The sequence below is a fragment of the Pelomonas lactea genome (assembly GCF_043555885.1).
Classification (GTDB): domain Bacteria; phylum Pseudomonadota; class Gammaproteobacteria; order Burkholderiales; family Burkholderiaceae_C; genus Pelomonas; species Pelomonas lactea.
In genome coordinates, this window is sequence record NZ_JBIGHX010000003.1 from 52,342 (window position 1) to 69,605 (window position 17,264).

The 17,264-nt window shown below is 69.2% G+C and carries 15 protein-coding genes and 1 riboswitch; of the genes, 11 read left to right on the forward strand and 4 right to left on the reverse strand.

The window, feature by feature from the left end; translation table 11 throughout:
* Positions 1–343: 343 nt before the first annotated feature.
* A complete protein-coding gene (locus tag ACG04Q_RS08825; protein WP_394510535.1) occupies positions 344–1,282 on the forward strand; it encodes an RluA family pseudouridine synthase in 939 nt (312 codons plus the stop codon).
* A gap of 1 nt (position 1,283) precedes the next feature.
* Here the strand turns inward: ACG04Q_RS08825 and ACG04Q_RS08830 are convergent, their stop codons facing one another.
* Positions 1,284–1,859 (reverse strand): TMEM165/GDT1 family protein, encoded by a 576-nt coding sequence (locus ACG04Q_RS08830; RefSeq protein WP_394510536.1) that lies wholly within the window; start codon positions 1,857–1,859, stop codon positions 1,284–1,286.
* A 5-nt stretch (positions 1,860–1,864) separates the two neighbouring features.
* A riboswitch (yybP-ykoY riboswitch) is annotated at positions 1,865–2,039 on the reverse strand.
* Between the two features lie 55 nt (positions 2,040–2,094).
* Here ACG04Q_RS08830 and ACG04Q_RS08835 point away from each other — a divergent pair.
* The 3 genes from ACG04Q_RS08835 to ACG04Q_RS08845 all read left to right on the forward strand — a co-directional run bounded on the left by ACG04Q_RS08835 (position 2,095) and on the right by ACG04Q_RS08845 (position 4,295).
* Entirely contained in the window at positions 2,095–2,760 is a 666-nt protein-coding gene (locus tag ACG04Q_RS08835; RefSeq protein ID WP_394510537.1) for an HAD family hydrolase, read from the forward strand.
* The gene (locus ACG04Q_RS08840; protein WP_394510538.1) at positions 2,753–3,139 is read left to right on the forward strand and encodes a Rieske (2Fe-2S) protein; all 387 of its coding nucleotides are present in this window, start codon (positions 2,753–2,755) and stop codon (positions 3,137–3,139) included. Before ACG04Q_RS08835 ends, ACG04Q_RS08840 begins: the two co-directional genes overlap by 8 nt.
* A 154-nt stretch (positions 3,140–3,293) precedes the next feature.
* Positions 3,294–4,295, forward strand: a complete 1,002-nt coding sequence (locus tag ACG04Q_RS08845; protein ID WP_394510539.1) for a S49 family peptidase — start codon at positions 3,294–3,296, stop codon at positions 4,293–4,295.
* Positions 4,296–4,298: 3 nt separating this feature from the next.
* Here ACG04Q_RS08845 and ACG04Q_RS08850 read toward each other — a convergent pair whose 3' ends face one another.
* Together ACG04Q_RS08850 and ACG04Q_RS08855 are read right to left on the reverse strand one after the other, a co-directional pair.
* Complete coding sequence (locus ACG04Q_RS08850) at positions 4,299–5,207, reverse strand: choice-of-anchor A family protein (protein WP_394510540.1); 909 nt, start codon at positions 5,205–5,207, stop codon at positions 4,299–4,301.
* Positions 5,208–5,364: 157 nt separating this feature from the next.
* Positions 5,365–5,667, reverse strand: a complete 303-nt coding sequence (locus ACG04Q_RS08855) for a hypothetical protein (protein ID WP_394510541.1) — start codon at positions 5,665–5,667, stop codon at positions 5,365–5,367.
* A gap of 122 nt (positions 5,668–5,789) precedes the next feature.
* Here ACG04Q_RS08855 and ACG04Q_RS08860 point away from each other — a divergent pair, with 122 nt between their 5' ends.
* From ACG04Q_RS08860 to ACG04Q_RS08875, 4 genes are all read left to right on the forward strand, one after another.
* Entirely contained in the window at positions 5,790–7,403 is a 1,614-nt protein-coding gene (locus tag ACG04Q_RS08860; RefSeq protein ID WP_394510542.1) for a gamma-glutamyltransferase family protein, read from the forward strand.
* A complete protein-coding gene (locus tag ACG04Q_RS08865; protein WP_394510543.1) occupies positions 7,403–7,774 on the forward strand; it encodes a PPC domain-containing DNA-binding protein in 372 nt (123 codons plus the stop codon). The genes ACG04Q_RS08860 and ACG04Q_RS08865 overlap by 1 nt, the downstream gene beginning before the upstream one ends.
* 129 nt (positions 7,775–7,903) lie before the next feature.
* Positions 7,904–9,184: an MFS transporter gene (locus ACG04Q_RS08870; protein WP_394510544.1), complete on the forward strand. Its 1,281-nt coding sequence runs from the start codon at positions 7,904–7,906 to the stop codon at positions 9,182–9,184.
* Positions 9,181–9,756, forward strand: coding sequence for a GNAT family N-acetyltransferase (locus ACG04Q_RS08875; RefSeq protein ID WP_394510545.1), 576 nt, complete (start codon positions 9,181–9,183; stop codon positions 9,754–9,756). Before ACG04Q_RS08870 ends, ACG04Q_RS08875 begins: the two co-directional genes overlap by 4 nt.
* Here ACG04Q_RS08875 and ugpQ read toward each other — a convergent pair.
* A complete protein-coding gene (gene ugpQ / locus ACG04Q_RS08880) occupies positions 9,746–10,477 on the reverse strand; it encodes a glycerophosphodiester phosphodiesterase (RefSeq protein ID WP_394510546.1) in 732 nt (243 codons plus the stop codon). The genes ACG04Q_RS08875 and ugpQ overlap by 11 nt on opposite strands.
* A 49-nt stretch (positions 10,478–10,526) precedes the next feature.
* Between ugpQ and ACG04Q_RS08885 the strand changes: the two genes are divergently transcribed.
* The 3 genes from ACG04Q_RS08885 to ACG04Q_RS08895 all read left to right on the forward strand — a co-directional run bounded on the left by ACG04Q_RS08885 (position 10,527) and on the right by ACG04Q_RS08895 (position 17,240).
* Complete coding sequence (locus tag ACG04Q_RS08885; RefSeq protein ID WP_394510547.1) at positions 10,527–14,405, forward strand: DUF3683 domain-containing protein; 3,879 nt, start codon at positions 10,527–10,529, stop codon at positions 14,403–14,405.
* Positions 14,402–14,794, forward strand: a complete 393-nt coding sequence (locus ACG04Q_RS08890) for a 2OG-Fe(II) oxygenase family protein (protein ID WP_394510548.1) — start codon at positions 14,402–14,404, stop codon at positions 14,792–14,794. Before ACG04Q_RS08885 ends, ACG04Q_RS08890 begins: the two co-directional genes overlap by 4 nt.
* Before the next feature lie 256 nt (positions 14,795–15,050).
* Positions 15,051–17,240, forward strand: a complete 2,190-nt coding sequence (locus ACG04Q_RS08895) for a phosphocholine-specific phospholipase C (protein WP_394510549.1) — start codon at positions 15,051–15,053, stop codon at positions 17,238–17,240.
* Positions 17,241–17,264: the final 24 nt, after the last annotated feature.

Below are 17,264 nucleotides of genomic sequence, written 5' to 3' on the forward strand. Positions count from 1 at the left end.
ACGCTGGCGCGAGCTCTTGCGGTGAATACCGCGCGCTCTCACGCCGTGAAAACCTTGTTTGGCATCCGGTCCTCTTCGCGCACCGAAGCGGGTGAAGAAGGGCCGGAGGGTTCCGGGTGTCATCGCTCTGCCGCACCGTGCCGCCGACCGCTGCTTCACTTGGGGAAGTCGCCTGCCGGACGCAGGATGCGTTGCATCGCCTGTTTGTGGCCCGCGGGCGAACCCGCCAGGCCCCGCGCTACCGCCGCTAAAATCAGAAAAATCAAACACTTACGGCAGCAACGTGGTGAAAAGGATTATAGGGGCAGCCCCCGCGGCCCCTGCCACGGGGTTGACAGCCACTGTGAGTACGGACAAACCCGCGGTTCGGCGCGTCATCGTGGACGAAGGCTCGGCCGGCCAGCGGCTGGACAACTTCCTGCTGCGCGAGCTCAAGGGCGTGCCCAAGACCCATGTCTACCGCGTCATCCGCGCGGGCGAGGTGCGGGTCAACAAGGGCCGGGCGCAGGCCGACACGCGGCTGGAACTGGGCGACGAGGTGCGCATCCCGCCGGTGCGGGTGCCCGAGCGGGCCGAGGCGCCCGCCGCGCCGGCGCGCGAGTTCCCGGTGGTGTTCGAGGACGAGCACCTGCTGGTCATTGACAAGCCGGCGGGCGTGGCCGTGCATGGCGGCTCGGGCGTCAGCTACGGCGTCATCGAGGCGCTGCGCCGCGCGCGGCCGACGGCCAAGTTCCTGGAACTCGTCCACCGGCTCGACAAGGAAACCTCGGGCCTGCTGATGATTGCCAAGAAGCGCAGCGCGCTGGTCAACCTGCAGGACCAGCTCCGCGACCGCGAGACCGGCAAGACCTACGCCGCCCTCGTCTGGGGCGACTGGCCGGACAAGCTCAAGGTCATCGACGTGCCGCTGGTCAAGTTCGTCGGCAGCGACGGCGAGCGCTGGGTGCGGCCGGGCAAGGCCGACGAGGCCGAGGCCAAGCGCTCCATCAGCCTCGTCAAGGTGGTTCAGAGGACGCCGCGCTTCAGCCTGCTGGACGTGACCATCAAGACCGGCCGCACGCACCAGATCCGCGTGCACCTGCAGCAGGCGGGTCACGCCATCGTGGGCGACCCGAAGTATGGCGACTTCGACCGCAACCGCGAGCTGGCCCGCGGTGCGGCGAAGTTCGACCGCATGTTCCTGCATGCGCGCCGGCTGCAGTTCCAGCACCCGGCCACGGGCGAGACCGTGACCTGCGAGGCACCGCTGCCCGTAGCGTGCCAGGCCGTGCTGGCCGGCTGATTCAGAACAGCCTGCCGGCGTTGATCAACGTCAGCACGCCCAGCACCGCGAAGATGACCGCCGCGATGGCGTGCACCAGCGGCATCGAGACCTTGGCGGCGATCTTGTCGCCCAGGAACACGGCGGGCGCATTGGCCAGCATCATGCCGACCGTGGTGCCCAGCACCACCTGCACCACGTCGGTGTAGCGCGCGGCCAGCGCGACGGTTGCGATCTGCGTCTTGTCGCCCATCTCGGCGAGGAAGAACGCGACGACGGTCGTACCGAACACGCCGAAGCGCTGGCGCTTCGCCGCCCCGTCGTCATCGTCCAGCTTGTCCGGGATCAGCATCCAGCCCGCCATCGCGAGGAAGGACAGGCCCACCACCCAGCGCAGCACGTCCGGCCCCAGCGCATGGGCCACCCAGCCGCCCAGCAGGCCGGCGGCAGCGTGGTTCAGCACGGTGGCGACGAAGATGCCCAGGATGATGGGCAAAGGCTTGCGGAAGGTGGCGGCCAGCACGATGGCCAGCAACTGCGTCTTGTCGCCCATTTCGCCGAGCGCAACGACGCCGGTGGACACGAGGAATGCTTCCAAGAAATTCTCCAAAGGGCCGATACGAAACCAAAGACCACGCCGCCACCCGGCCCTTACCGGAGGCGATGTGGTCAAAGGTCTTGCCAGGCTCTGGAGCTGCCTGCGCCATGGTCCACCGGACCAAGTGTGTTGACGCAAGCTCCTGCAGGCGCAGGACGGCTACTCCCCAATGACGAGCGCGCATTGTAGTGGGCTTGCCACCGCCCGCCGCGGCGCCAGCGCCGACAATGGCGTGATGAGCTTCCGTCCCCAACGTTTCGATCTCATTGCCTTCGACTGGGATGGCACCCTGTTCGACTCCACGGCGCTGATCGCCCGCTGCATCCAGCGTGCCGCTGTGGACCTGGGCCTGCCCGAGCCCGAGTTCGAGCGCGCCAAGTACGTCATCGGCCTGGGCCTGCGCGATGCGCTGGAGCATGCCGTGCCCGGCCTGCCCGAGGAGCGCTACCCGGAGCTGGGCCTGCGCTACCGCCACCACTACCTGGGCTCCGAGCACGAGCTGTCGCTGTTCGAGGGCAGCCTGGAAATGCTGGAGGCGCTCAAGGCGCGCCATCACTGGCTGGCCGTGGCCACCGGCAAGAACCGCGTGGGCCTGGACCGGGTGCTGGCGTCCAGTGCGCTGGGCCATCTCTTCGACGGCACGCGCACGGCGGACGAGACGCGCTCCAAGCCGCATCCGCAGATGCTGCTGGAGCTGATGCGCGAGTTCGGCGTGGAGCCCGAGCGCACGCTGATGATCGGCGACACGACGCATGACCTGCAGCTGGCCGCCAACGCCGGCACGCCCTGCGTCGCGGTCAGCTTCGGCGCGCACGACCACGAGACCTTCGCCGAGTTCAATCCGCTGTTCGTCGCGCACTCGACGCGCGAGCTGCACGACTGGCTGATCCAGCATGCCTGAGCAGGACATCGCAGCGCCGCAGCGCCTGTGCGCGTCGGCCGACCTGGCGGAGCGCGGCAAGGCCGTCAGCTTCGACGTCATCCAGTGGCGCGAGCCGGTGCGTGCGTTCGCGCTTCGCTTCGACGGCCAGGCCGTCGCCTACCTGAACCGCTGCGCCCACGTGCCCACCGAGATGGACTGGCAGGAGGGCGAGTTCCTGGACGGCGACAAGCGCTTCATCATGTGCAGCATCCACGGTGCCGTGTACGACCCGCTGACCGGCCAGTGCCTGATGGGACCCTGCAACCGCGGGCGGCTGACCAAGATCGAACTCACCGAACGCGATGGGGCGGTCTACTGGCACCCGACGCGCGACACCAAACCCGCTTTTGAAGATTGAAAAGAGTGCAGCCCCTCGTCCAAGGCGTACCTTGGCCGGTCCCCCGAGGGGCCGGCGATGCTTGCCGGATTGACCGACAGGCACATCGCCCCAGGCGGGTCGGCTTGGGAGCGGCCCGGCGCTCGCCCCGCAATTGCCCAATAGAAACCATCACATGACATCCTCCGACGACTCCCTGCCGCCACCCATTGCCGATCCCGTCGGCGTGCCGCCGCCGGCGCCTGGCCCGCTCACGCCGCACAACGAGACGCTGCTGGCCCAGCTGGCGCGCGACTTCCTGCGCGAGCGGCGGCTGGAGCGGCGCTGGCGCACGGTGTTCCGGCTGTTCTGGCTGCTGCTGGCGGCCATGCTGGTCTACAGCCTGTGGCTGCAGGGCCGGCACGTGACGCCGACTGCCGCGCCGCACACGGCGTTGGTGGAGGTGCGCGGCGAGATCGCTGCCGACACGGAGGCCAGCGCCGAGCAACTGCTGGCGGCGCTGAAGGACGCGTTCAAGGACGACGCGGCGCAGGCCGTCGTGCTGCGCATCAACTCGCCCGGCGGCAGCCCGGTGCAGGCCGGCATCGTGCATGACGAGATCAAGCGGCTCAAGCAGCTGCACGGCAAGCCGGTCTACGCCGTCGTCGAGGAGATGTGCGCGTCCGGTGCGTACTACATCGCTGCGGCGGCCGACGAGATCTACGTCGACAAGGCCTCCGTCGTCGGCTCCATCGGTGTGCTGATGGACGGCTTCGGCTTCACGGGGCTGATGGACAAGCTGGGCGTCGAGCGCCGGCTGCTGACCGCCGGCGAGAACAAGGGCATGCTGGACCCGTTCAGCCCGGTCAGTCCGCGGCAGAAGGCCTATGCGCAGGCCATGCTGGACCAGATCCACCAGCAGTTCATCGCCGTCGTGCGCGAAGGCCGTGGCAAGCGGCTGAAGGAAACGCCCGAAACCTTCTCGGGCCTGTTCTGGAACGGCGAGCAGGCCGTGCAGCTGGGTCTGGCCGACCACTTCGGCAATCTCGACTTCGTGGCCCGCGAGGTCGTCAAGGCCGAGGACGTCATCGACTACTCGCCGCGCGACAACGTGGCCGAGCGGTTGGCCAAGCGCTTCGGTGCCAGCGTAGGCGCCGGTGCGGTGAGGGCGATGCGCGAGCTGGCGCCCATCCGCTGAGCGTCAGAAGCGGCGGCGCCGCATCAGCCCCGCCGCCACCAGCCCCAGCCCGACGAGGGCCAGCGAGCCCGGTTCGGGCAGCTTGCGCAGGGACGTGTCTGTCGGCGGCACGAACGGCATCGGTGCGTCGTTGACCTGCACGCTGCTGTTCCAGTCCTTCACGACCACCTGGCCGTTGATCTGGCCCCAGCCCTGGCCCACGCTGGCCTTGGTGGCCAGCAGCGACGCGTTGATGCCGCCGTTCAGGATGACCTCGGTGGCCGTGGGCAGGTTGAACAGGACCTGGCCCTTGTTGAAGCCGGTGTAGCCGTGGTTGCCGAAGTCCACCCGCGTGCCATGGATGTTGATCAGGATCTGTGCGCCGCTGGCGAGGTTGTCGATCTGCAGGTTCCTGGCGGCGTCCCCGGCCAGGATGTCGAAGATCGCCAGCATCTGGCCGGCGGCGTCGAAGTGCAGCGTTCCCCACTGGTCCACCGCCGTGCCGGTGTTGGTCATCGAATCCAGCGACAGTGAAAGCGCCGTGAGGCGCTGCTGCTCGGTGGCGAAGGCGAAGCCCTGGCCGGTGGGCGCGCTGCCCATCATGTTGCCGCTGCTGGTGGGCGAGTAGCTGCCGCCGACGGTGGCGCCGCCCCAGATGGTGCCGTTGGTGAAGGTCAGGTTGCCACCCACCACCAGCCCGGTGCCGCCGTACAGCGCGTTGGAGCCGGTCTTGGTGTTGATGGAGTAGCCGTTGATGCTGGCATTGCCGCCGACGGCCACGCGGCCTTCGACGTCGCTGCTGCCGACATTCATGTTGCCGAAGGCCACCAGGTTCAGGCTGGGGTCCAGACCCAGGCTGATGGGCACGGCCTGGGCGGCGGTGGCGGCGACGGAGGTGCAGGCGGTGGCGAGGAGTCGGGTCAGAAAACGCATGGCCGGCAGTCTAGGAAGTCGGCCGGTTTCGCATCACGCCTCGACGCGGGGGGTGAAGGCGCGCTTTGCGACAGAGTTCACGACCCGCGGCGGCAACATCGCACGAAAAAGGCCGCAGCCCTTGCGGAGCTGCGGCCTGCGCGGAGCGCTGTCGCGCTTACTGCGTCTTGGTCTCGGTCTTGGCGTCGGTCTTGGCCGCCACGTGCTTCTTCGCCTGCTTGTGGGCGTGCTTGGCGGCGCTGGCGGCTTCGGCGGGCGCGGCGGCGGTCGTTACGGCCGGGGCCGGCTTGGCCGCAGGCGTTGCCGCCGGGGCCGGGGTGGCGGCGGCCGTCGTTGCGGCTGCCGGCTGGGCGGTCGGAGCCGGCGTGGCGGTCGGGGCCGGGGTCGGGTTTTGCGCCAGGGCAACGCCAGAAGCGAGCGTGATGAGGGCGGTGGCGATGGTGGTCTTCAGCGTGTTCATCTTGAGGGCTCCAGGGTGGTGTTTCGGGTTGCTTGGGCTTCGCGAAAGCTTGTGTCCACAACGACGCCTACTCGCGTCACGTTGACGGCGTTGCAAAGCCTTACACGCGCAGAATCCGGAGCATGAACACCTCTCATCGCTTCGACTGGAGCGCCGGCTACGCCAGCCGCCGCAGCCCGCTGTTCGCCCGCACCATCGTGTCGACCTCGCACCCGCTCGCCGCGCAGGCCGGCCTGCAGATGCTGCGCCAGGGTGGCAATGCCGTGGATGCCGCGATCGCCGCCGCAGCGTGCATGACGTTGGTGGAGCCCTGCAGCAACGGCCTGGGTTCGGACGCGTTCTGCATCCTGTGGGACGGTGGGCGGTTGCACGGCCTGAACGCCTCCGGGCCGGCGCCGGCGGCGTGGACGCCGGGCTTCTTCGAGGGTCAGGTCATGCCCAAGCGCGGCTGGGGCTCGGTGACGGTGCCCGGCGCCGTGGGCGGCTGGGCAGCCTTGAGTGAGCGCTTTGGCAAGCTGCCGTTCGCCGATCTGATGCAGCCCGCGATCGAGATTGCCGAGCGTGGCTATGCCGTGCCGCCCATCGTGCAGGGCAAGTGGGCGATGGCTGCGGCGCTGCCCGAGCTGACGTCGCAGCCTGGCTTTGCTCAGGCCTTTCTGCCCAAAGGGCGGGCGCCCGAGGTCGGTGAGCTGTTCCGCTTCGAGGAGGCGGCGCGCAGCCTGAAGCTCATCGCCGAGACCCGCGGCGAGGCCTTCTACCGCGGCGAGATCGCGCATGCGCTGGCCCGCTTCGCGCGCGATACCGGCGGCGCGCTGACCGAAGCCGACCTCGCGGCCTACCAGCCGGAATGGGTCACGCCGCTGGCCAAGGACTTCGCCGGTCACACGCTGCACGAGATCCCGCCCAATGGCCAGGGCATCGCGGCGCAGATGGCGCTGGGGCTGCTGCAGCACTGTGACGTCACGGCGCATGCCGTCGACAGCGCTGAGGCCCAGCACCTGATGATCGAGGCGATGAAGCTCGCCTTCGCGGACGTGTACCGCTACGTCGCCGAGCCCGGCGCGATGACGGTCACGCCGGCGCAGTTGCTGGACGCCGGCTACCTGGCCGAGCGGGCCAGGCTCATCGACCCGAACCGCGCACAGGCGTTCGGCGCCGGCAACCCGGTCAAGGGGGGCACCATCTACCTGACCGCAGCGGACGAGTCCGGGATGATGGTCAGCTTCATCCAGAGCAACTACATGGGCTTCGGCTCGGGCCTGGTGCTGCCGGGCTACGGCATCAGCCTGCAGAACCGCGGCCACTGCTTCACGCTGGAGGCCGGCCACCCGAACCAGGTCGCACCGGGCAAGCGGCCCTTCCACACCATCATCCCGGCCTTCCTGACCAAGGACGGCGCGCCCGTCATGAGCTTCGGCGTCATGGGCGGCAACATGCAGCCGCAAGGCCACATGCAGACACTGGTGCGCATGCTGTGCTACGGCCAGAACCCGCAGGCCGCCTGCGACGCGCCGCGCTGGCGCTTCAACGAGGGACTGTCCATCAACGTGGAGCCGCACATGCCGGCGGCCACCATCGAAGGACTGCGAGCGCGGGCCCACGAGATCGGCGACATCCACGACAGCTACCAGGACTTCGGCGCCGGCCAGTTCATCTGGCGGCTGGGCGACCCGGGCACGCAGGGCTACGTGGCCGCCAGCGACCCGCGGCGCGACGGCGCTGCCGTGGGGTGGTGATGCTGCAGGCGCTGCGTCTTCTGCCGGGCGACGACCTGCGCGGCGTGCTGGCGGGGCGCACCGCTTTCGTCGTTGCCGGCATCGGCAGCCTGACGCAGGCGCAGCTGCGCCTGGCCGGCGACGCCGGGCCGACCCACCTCGACGGCCCGCTGGAGGTGCTGACGCTCAGCGGCAGCCTGTCGCCCGACGGCGTGCACCTGCACGCCAGCCTGTCGGATGCCGCCGGCCGTGTGTGGGGCGGCCACGTCTGTGCGGGCTGCGTCGTGCACACGACGGCCGAGCTGCTGGTCGCGCCGCTGCCGGCGGGCTCGCTGGGGCGGGTCTGGGACGCCGCGACGGGCTACCTGGAGCTTCGCGTGCGCGACAGCTGACGCCCGGCCGCGCTGCTAGCATGTGCCGCATGACCAAGCTCCTCGACCTCGACTGACGCGCCTGCCCGTGCTGCGTCGCCGCGCCGCCCTGGCGCGCCCTGCCTGTCGAGTTCCGGAGCCCTTGCCGTCATGCTCTCCCGTCTGATCGCCTTTTTCACCCTCGCGCCCAACGACTTGTTGCGCGACCTCGTCTACCGGCGCCTGTGGACGTCCATCCTGTGCTCGTCGCTGGGCGGCCAGATCACGTTGCTGGCGCTGCCGTTGACGGCCGCCGTGATGCTGCATGCCACGCCGACGCAGATGGGCATCCTGCAGGCGTTGGAGGTGCTGCCGTTCGCGCTGTTCTCGCTGCCCGCGGGCGTGCTGCTGGACCGGGTGCGCAAGCTGCCCGTCTACATCGGTGGCGAGGCCATGCTGGCGCTGGCCGTGGCCTCGGTGCCCGTTGCGGCCTGGCTTGGCGTGCTGGGCATGGGTTGGCTGTACGTGGTGGGCTTCGTCATCGGCAGCGTGCACACGACGGCCGGCAGCGCCGCGCAGATCGTGCTGACGCAGGTGGTGCCGCGCGAGCGGCTGGTGGAGGCACATGCGAAGAATGCGCTGGCCTCGTCGGGGGCCGACGTGGCAGGGCCCGGGCTGGCCGGGCTGCTCATCAAGCTGCTGGGCGCGCCCATCGCGCTGGCGGCCAATGCTTTGATGCTGGCGGTGTCGGTGCTGATCCTGCGCGGCATCCGCGTGCACGAGACACTGCCGCCGCGCAAGGCGCAGGACTTCTGGGCCGAGCTCAAGGCCGGGCTGCGCTTCGTGCGCGACCGGCAGCTGCTGGTCAGCATGGCCGTCATCATGGCGGGCTGGAACCTGTTCCAGAACTCGGCGCTGGTGGTGCAGATCCTGCTGGCCACGCGCGAGCTTCACCTCTCGCCCGAAGCCGTGGGCTGGTCCTATGTGGCCATCGGCGCCGGCACGGTGCTGGGCAGCGTCTACGGCCACCGCATCAGCCGCCGCATGGGGCCGGGGCCGTGCATGGTGATGGGCTACGCGCTGTGCGGCGTGGGCTGGCTGCAGCTGGCGTTCGCGCCGTCGGGCGCCTTCGGTGTGGCGAGCTTTGCGCTGATGCTGTTCATCTGGGGCTTTGGCGCGGTGCTGCTGTTCATCAACTTCCTGTCGCTGCGCCAGGCGGTCACGCCCGCGCCCATGCTGGGGCGAATGACCAGCACCGTGCGCTGGCTCATTCTGCTGCCGGCCGCGCCCGGCGCGCTGCTGGGCGGCTGGCTGGGCGAGCATCTGGGACTGCGCACTGCGTTGGGCTTTGCCGGCATCGGTTGCGTGCTGACGGCCGTGTGGGCCTGGCACCACCCGGTGCTGCGTGGCGTGCGTGAGCTGCCCCGGCCGGTGGAGGTGGCGACGGCATGAACGATCCGCTGCTCATCGACATCCCCGAGCGCCTGGACGGCCTGCGCACGGTGCTGCTGGTGCCGCGTGCCGGCCTGGGTGCCGAGCTGGCGGTCGTCGTCACACAGTCGTTGTCGCATCTGCGTCCTTGGATGGCGTGGGCGCAGGACGCGCCCTCGGCCGAGAGTGCCGAGCTGGTGGTGCGCCGCATGCAGGCTGATTTCGTCGCACGGCGCGACCTGTGCTTCCACATCTACGCGCGCCGCGCCGATGGCGGCCCCGGGCGGCTGCTGGGCGGCACGGGCCTGCACCGCATGGACTGGGCCGTCCGGCGCTTCGAGATCGGCTACTGGATACGACCTGAGGCGGCCGGCCAGGGCCATGTCAGCGAGGCCGTGCGGCTGCTGACCGCGCTGGCCTTCGACCGGCTGGCCGCGCGGCGGCTGGAGATCCGTTGCGACGTGGGCAACCTGCGCAGCCGCGCCGTGGCAGAGCGCTGCGGCTTCGAGCTGGAGGGCGTGTTGCGCCGCGACGCGCTGGGCGTGGACGGCACGCCGCGGGACACGGCGGTCTATTCGCGCATCACGGGGTGATGCGGTCCACGCGGTCGGTGATGAGCCCGTCGATGCCGTCGGCGATCAGTTGCTCGGCGACCGGCACGTCGTTGACCGTGTAGACCAGTGCCCGCCAGCCCCGGGCGTGCAGTCGCTCGATGAGCGCGCGGTCCATGAGCCGCCAGTTCGTGATGACGGCCACGACGCCCAGCGCCTCGGCGACTTCCGGCCAGCCGTCCCACAGCGTGTCCAGCAGCAGTGCGCGCGGCAGGCCCGGCTCGGTATCACGGGCGGCGACCAGCGCCTCCGGCTTGAAGCTGCTCAGCAGCGGCGGCACGTCGGCGCCGGCCCAGAGCCTGGCGGCCTCGCGCGCCACGGTGGCGCCTGTCAGCGCCTCGGTGCCGGGGCAGGGCTTGATCTCGACGTTCAGCGCGCAGCCATTGGCCAGGCAGAACTGTGCGATCTGCGCGAACGCGGGCAGCGGCTCGGCCGCGAAGGCGGGGCTGTGCCAGCTGCCGGCGTCCAGCAGCGCCAGGGCCTCCCAGTCCTGCTCGGCCGGCGAGCCACGGCCGCTGGTAGTGCGGTCCAGCGTGTCGTCATGCAGCAGGAAGGCTTCGCCGTCGCGGCTGAGCTTCACATCGCATTCGAAGGCTCGATAGCCGAACTGCGCGCCCAGCCTGAATGCGGCCAGCGTGTTCTCCGGGGCAAGCTTGCCGGCGCCGCGGTGCGCGAGCCACAAGGGGTAGGGCCAGGGCTTCATTCGCCCGATTCTGAAGGGAAATACCCCGCTGCGATAATTCCGCTCCTCTATGAACGCACCGCATCCCCTGATGCCGGCCGCCGCTGATGTGGCCGACACCGTCGCCCACGACGCCCCGCGCCTGCGCGAGATCCCGTACAACTACACGTCGTTCTCCGACCGCGAGATCGTCATCCGCCTGCTGGGCTCCCGGGCCTGGACGCTGCTGGACCAGCTGCGTGGCGAGCGGCGCACGGGCCGATCCGCGCGCATGCTGTACGAGGTGCTGGGCGACATCTGGGTGGTGCAGCGCAACCCCTACCTGCAGGACGACCTGCTGGACAACCCCAAGCGCCGCGCCCAGCTGATCGAGGCCTTGCACCACCGCCTGGGTGAGGTGCAAAAGCGCCGCGACCCGGCGGGCGACCCGCAGCGCGACGCCGCCGTCGGCGAACTGCTGCAGGCCGCGCGCGGCGCGGTGGCCGAGTTCGACAAGTTCTTCGACAGCACCGCGGCGCTGCGCAAGCGCGCCGCCAAGACGCTGGCCCGCCACACCGCCAAGGACAACATCAAGTTCGACGGCCTGTCCCGCGTGTCCCACGTGACGGACGCGACCGACTGGCGCGTGGAGTACCCGTTCGTCGTGCTCACGCCCGACACCGAGGCCGAGATGGCCGGTCTGGTGGGCGCCTGCTTCGAGCTGGGGCTGACCGTCATCCCGCGCGGCGGCGGCACGGGCTACACGGGCGGCGCGGTGCCGCTGGTGTGGAACAGCGCCGTCATCAACACCGAAAAGCTGGAGGCGCTGCGCGGCGTCGAGATGCTGACGCTGCCAGGCCTGGGCCGCGCGGTGCCGACCATCTTCAGCGAGGCCGGCGTCGTCACGCAGCGCGTGGCCGACATGGCCGAGGCCAACGGCTTCGTCTTCGCGGTGGACCCGACGTCGGCCGAGGCCAGCTGCATCGGCGGCAATGTGGCCATGAACGCCGGCGGCAAGAAGGCCGTGCTGTGGGGCACGGCGCTGGACAACCTGGCCTCTTGGCGCATGGTGACGCCCGAGGCCAAGTGGCTGGAGGTCCATCGCCTCAACCACAACCTCGGCAAGATCCACGACGTGGAGGTCGCGAGCTTCGAGCTGCGCTACTTCGACGCCAGCGGCAAGACGCTGGAGAAGACCGAGCGCCTGGACATCCCCGGCCGCGTGTTCCGCAAGGAAGGCCTGGGCAAGGACGTCACGGACAAGTTCCTCGCCGGCCTGCCGGGCATCCAGAAGGAGGGCTGCGACGGCCTCATCACCAGCGCGCGCTGGATCGTGCACCGCATGCCGGCGCACACGCGCACCGTCTGCCTGGAGTTCTTCGGCAACCCCAAGGACTGCGTGCCCAGCATCGTCGACATCAAGGACTACATGTTCTCGATTGCCGACACCGGCGTGCTGCTGGCGGGCCTGGAGCACCTTGACGACCGCTACCTGAAGGCGGTGGGCTACGCGACCAAGAGCAAGCGCGGCGGCTTCCCGAAGATGGTGCTGATCGGCGACATCGTCGGCGACGACGCGGACGCGGTGGCACGCGCCACCAGCGAGGTCGTGCGCCTGGCCAACGGCCGCTCGGGCGAGGGCTTCGTGGCCGTCAGCCCGGATGCGCGCAAGAAGTTCTGGCTGGACCGCAAGCGCACCGCTGCGATCAGCAAGCACACGAACGCGTTCAAGGTGAACGAGGACGTCGTGATCCCGCTGCCCCGCATGGGCGAGTACACGCTGGGCATCGAGCGCATCAACATCGAACTCAGCCTGCGCAACAAGCTGGAACTGGTGGCGGCGCTGCAGGCGCTGTTCACCACCGGCAAGATCCCGCTGGGCAAGAGCGACGATGCCGGCGAGATTCCCAGCGCCGAGCTGCTGGAGGACCGCGTGCAGCAGGCGCTGGCGCTGCTGCGCGATGTGGGCGAGCTCTGGCAGGGCTGGTTGGCCGGGCTGGACGCCGGCTTCTTCGAGCAGCTGCAGACGCACGAGCTGCGCGCGTCGTGGAAGACGCAGATCCTGAAGCCGCTGCAGAGCATCTTCAGCGGCGCGGCGTTCGAGCCGCTGGTCCAGGAGCTCAAGCGCATTCACAAGGACGTGCTGCGCGGCCGCGTGTGGGTGGCCCTGCACATGCATGCCGGCGACGGCAACGTGCACACCAACATCCCCGTCAACAGCGACAACTACCAGATGCTGCAGACGGCCCACGAGGCCGTGGCGCGCATCATGACGCTGGCGCGCAGCCTGGACGGCGTGATCTCTGGCGAGCACGGCATCGGCATCACGAAGATCGAGTTCCTCACCGATGCGGAGCTCGCCAACTTCACCGAGTACAAGAGAAGAGTCGACCCGGAAGGCCGCTTCAACAAGGGCAAGCTGCTCAAGAGCGATGCGCTGCCGGCCGGCCTGCATTCCGACTTAAGAAACGCCTACACGCCGTCCTTCGGCCTGATGGGGCATGAGTCGCTGATCATGCAGCAGAGCGACATCGGCGCCATCGCGAACTCGGTGAAGGACTGCCTGCGCTGCGGCAAGTGCAAGCCGGTCTGCGCCACGCACGTGCCGCGCGCCAACCTGCTCTACAGCCCGCGCAACAAGATCCTGGCGACGTCGCTGCTGGTCGAGGCCTTCCTGTACGAGGAGCAGACGCGCCGCGGCGTGTCGATCAAGCACTGGCAGGAGTTCGAGGACGTGGCCGACCACTGCACGGTCTGCCACAAGTGCCTGACGCCGTGCCCGGTCAAGATCGACTTCGGCGACGTGACGATGAACATGCGCAACCTGTTGCGCAAGATGGGCCAGAAGACCTGGCGCCCCGGCAACGCGGCGGCCATGTTCATGCTCAACGCCACCAACCCCGAGACCATCAAGCTGGCCCGCACGGCCATGGTGGGAGTGGGCATGAAGGCGCAGCGCCTGGCCGTGGACCTGTTCAAGCCGGCCGGCCGCAAGCAGACGAGCGCGCCGCGCGCGACCGTCGGCGCCGCGCCGATCAAGGAACAGGTCATCCACTTCATCAACAAGAAGCTGCCCGGCGGCCTGCCCAAGAAAACGGCGCGGGCGCTGCTGGACATCGAGGACAAGGACTACGTGCCCATCATCCGCCCGCCGGCCACGCCGAGTGAGACGGAGGCCGTGTTCTATTTCCCCGGCTGCGGCTCCGAGCGCCTGTTCAGCCAGGTCGGCCTGGCCACGCAGGCCATGCTGTGGCATGCCGGCGTGCAGACGGTGCTGCCGCCCGGCTACTTGTGCTGCGGCTACCCGCAGCGGGGCTCGGGCCAGTTCGACAAGGCCGAGAAGATGATCACCGACAACCGGGTGCTCTTCCACCGCGTGGCCAACACGCTGAACTACCTCGACATCAAGACCGTCGTGGTGTCCTGCGGCACCTGCTACGACCAGCTGCAGGGCTACAAGTTCGAGGAGATCTTCCCCGGCTGCCGCATCATCGACATCCACGAGTACCTGCTGGAAAAGGGCATCACGCTGGGCTCCAAGCAGAGCTACCTCTATCACGACCCCTGCCACACGCCGATGAAGCTGCAGGAGCCGATGAAGACGGTGAAGGCGCTGGTGGGCACGGAAGTCGTCAAGAGCGAGCGCTGCTGCGGCGAGAGCGGCACGCTGGGCGTCACGCGGCCGGACATCGCCACGCAGGTGCGCTTCCGCAAGGAAGAGGAGCTGCGCAAGACCGAGGCGCAGCTGCGCGACAGCGGCAAGGTCGGCGCGCAGGACAACCTCAAGATCCTGACGTCGTGCCCCAGCTGCCTGCAGGGCCTGACGCGCTACGGCGACGACCTGCAGAACGGCCTGCTCGAGGCCGACTACATCGTCGTCGAGATGGCCAAACAGATCCTCGGCGAGAACTGGATGCCGGACTACGTGGCCAAGGCCAACAACGGCGGCATCGAGCGGGTGCTGGTGTGACCCTGGGCGGCTACCTGCGCGCCGCCTTCCGGTGGCAGCGCGGGCGCCAGGGCAGCGGCTACGACAAGATGCTGCTGCTCACGGCACGCTGGCCGCTGCCGTTCGACAGCTACCTGATCCGCTACCCCGAGGGCAGCGCCATTCCGCCCCACGCCGACCCGGTGCAGGCCGGGCGCCACTACCGGCTCAACATCGTGCTGAAGGCCTCGCCGCGCGGCGGCGAGTTCGTCTGCGCCACGCCCATCTGGCAAAGCCGGCGCATCAAGTTCTTCCGGCCCGACACCTGCGAGCATAGCGTGACGCGCGTCGAAGGCGGCAGCCGCTATGTGCTGTCCGTCGGCTGGGTGCTGAAAGACCACCCGCACGCCATCCAGCACGGGCCCGAGTAGGCAGGAGATCCTCGGCACATCAGGGATTTGGCCTGAGCAGGGCGCCAGAAGGTGTCCGACGCGCAAGCGGTGGACATAGGCTTGGGTATGGGAGGTGGATTCCGGCTTCCTGATGAAGGTCCCGTGTCGGGTCTCCCGAGGCCGTCGCTGATTCAGGGGGCAGTCGTGCGCTGCCGACTGCAGCTCCCGTCACAGGCGCTGCACACCGCATTCCTAGAGTCGCTCGCCATCCCGACTCTTCTCTCCGGAGTGCCCCATGTTCCCCAATGATCGCCGCGGCTTCCTGCGTAGCCTGGGCCAGGCCGCTGGCGCCAGCGCCATGCTGGCCAGCTTCCCGCCCGCCATCCAGCGCGCACTGGCCATCCCCGCCAACCAGCGCACCGGCACCTTGCACGATGTCGAGCACATCGTCATCCTGACGCAGGAGAACCGCTCCTTCGACCACTATTTCGGCACGCTGGCCGGCGTACGCGGCTTTGCCGACCCGTTCCCCGTGCCCACGCTGGACCGCCCCGGCACCTTCACCGGCAAGACCGTGTTCGTGCAGCCCAACGGCGGTGGCGCGAAGGTGCCGGGCCGGCCCGACTGGGGTGGCCAGCGCACGGCCATCGCGCCCTTCCACCTGAACACGCAGCAGGACTTCTCCGTCATGCGCGTCGCCGGCACGCCGCATTCGTGGGCCGACGCGCAGGCCGCTTGGGACCACGGCCGCATGAACAACTGGCCCGCGGCCAAGCAGGCGCATTCGCTGGGCTACTTCAAGGAAGCTGACATCCCGTTCCAGTTCGCGCTGGCGCGTGCCTTCACGCTGTGCGACCACTACCACTGCGCCGCGCAGACCGGCACCAACACCAACCGCCTGTTCCTGTGGAGTGGCGGCAACGACCCGCTGGCGCTGGCCGGCGGCCCGTCCACCGACAACAGCCACGACTGGTTCAACGAGAACCCGTCCACCGACTACACCTGGACGACCTATCCCGAGCGCCTGCAGTCCGCCGGCATCAGCTGGCAGGTCTACCAGAACATGGACGACAACTTCACGGACAACTCGCTCGCCGGATTCCGTCCGTTCCGTGACGCCTGGTACGGGCGCCCGGGCTACTCGGCGCAGTTGAAGGCGCGTGGCGTCAGCACGCGTGACCTCGACATGCTCAAGGCCGATGTGCAGGCCAACCGGCTGCCGCAGGTGTCGTGGATCGTCGCGACCGCCGAGGGCTCCGAGCATCCGGGCCCGTCCAGCCCCGCGTCGGGTGCCGACTACACGGCCCGCGTGCTGGACGCGCTGACGTCCAACCCGGAGGTCTGGTCCAAGACCGTGCTGTTCATCAACTTCGACGAGAACGATGGCTTCTTCGACCACCTGCCGCCGCCAGCGGCGCCGTCGTACCAGACCTACGACGCAGACCCGGCCAAGGCGGTCCTCGCGGGCGCGTCGACCGTGGACACGACCGGCGAGTACCACCACGTGCTCAACGGCAGCTCACCGACCTACCAGCACCGCAACTACGGCATGGGGCCACGCGTGCCGATGTACGTCGTGTCGCCGTGGACCAAGGGCGGCTGGGTCAACTCCCAGGTCCACGACCACACGTCGGTCATCCGCTTCATCGAGGCCCGTTTCGGCGTGCAGGAGCCGCTGATCACGCCGTGGCGCCGCGCCGTCAGCGGCAACCTGGTGGGTTGCTTCGACTTCGCTCACCCGGAGGACAGCGCCTTCGTGCAGAACCTGCCGGCTACGGCCGCGCTGCGCGCCCGTGCGCTGACGCTGCCGGGCACCAAGACGCCAGCCACGCCCACCACGCTGGCCGCGCCGGTCCAGGAGGCCGGCCTGCGCATGGCCCGCGCGCTGCCGTACGAACTGCAGGTGCAGGCGAACGCCGCGGCATCCGGCGTCACGCTGCGCTTCGAGAACGCTGGCGAGGCCGGTGCGGTCTTCCACGTCTACAACCGTCTCGCGCTGGACCAGATCCCGCGCCGCTACACGGTCGAGGCCGGCAAGCAGCTCGATGGCGTCTGGGCCGGTGCTGCCGGCGCCGCCTACGACCTGTGGGTGCTTGGCCCGAATGGCTTCCACCGCCATTTCACCGGCAACCTGCCCAAGGCCGGCGTGGCCCAGGCCCAACCCGGTGTGACGGTGAAGGCCGACCCCGTCTTCCTGGAGCTGGTGCTGGAACTGCGCAACGCAGGCACCAAGCCTTGCACCTTCGTGCTGCAGACGCACCGCTACGCGACCGCGCCCAACCGCAACTGGATCGTCGCGGCCGGCAGTGTGCAGACCGTTCGCGTCCCTGTGGACAGCGAGCACCGCTGGTACGACTTCAGCCTGAAGGCCGCCGAGGTCGCCGGCTTCGGCGTACGCCTGGCAGGCCACCTGGAGAACGGCGAACCCTCCGTCAGCGACCCGGCCATGCATGGCCCCGCCGTGCTCGACCAGACCCGCCCCTGAACCCTTCCCGCATCAAGAGACTTT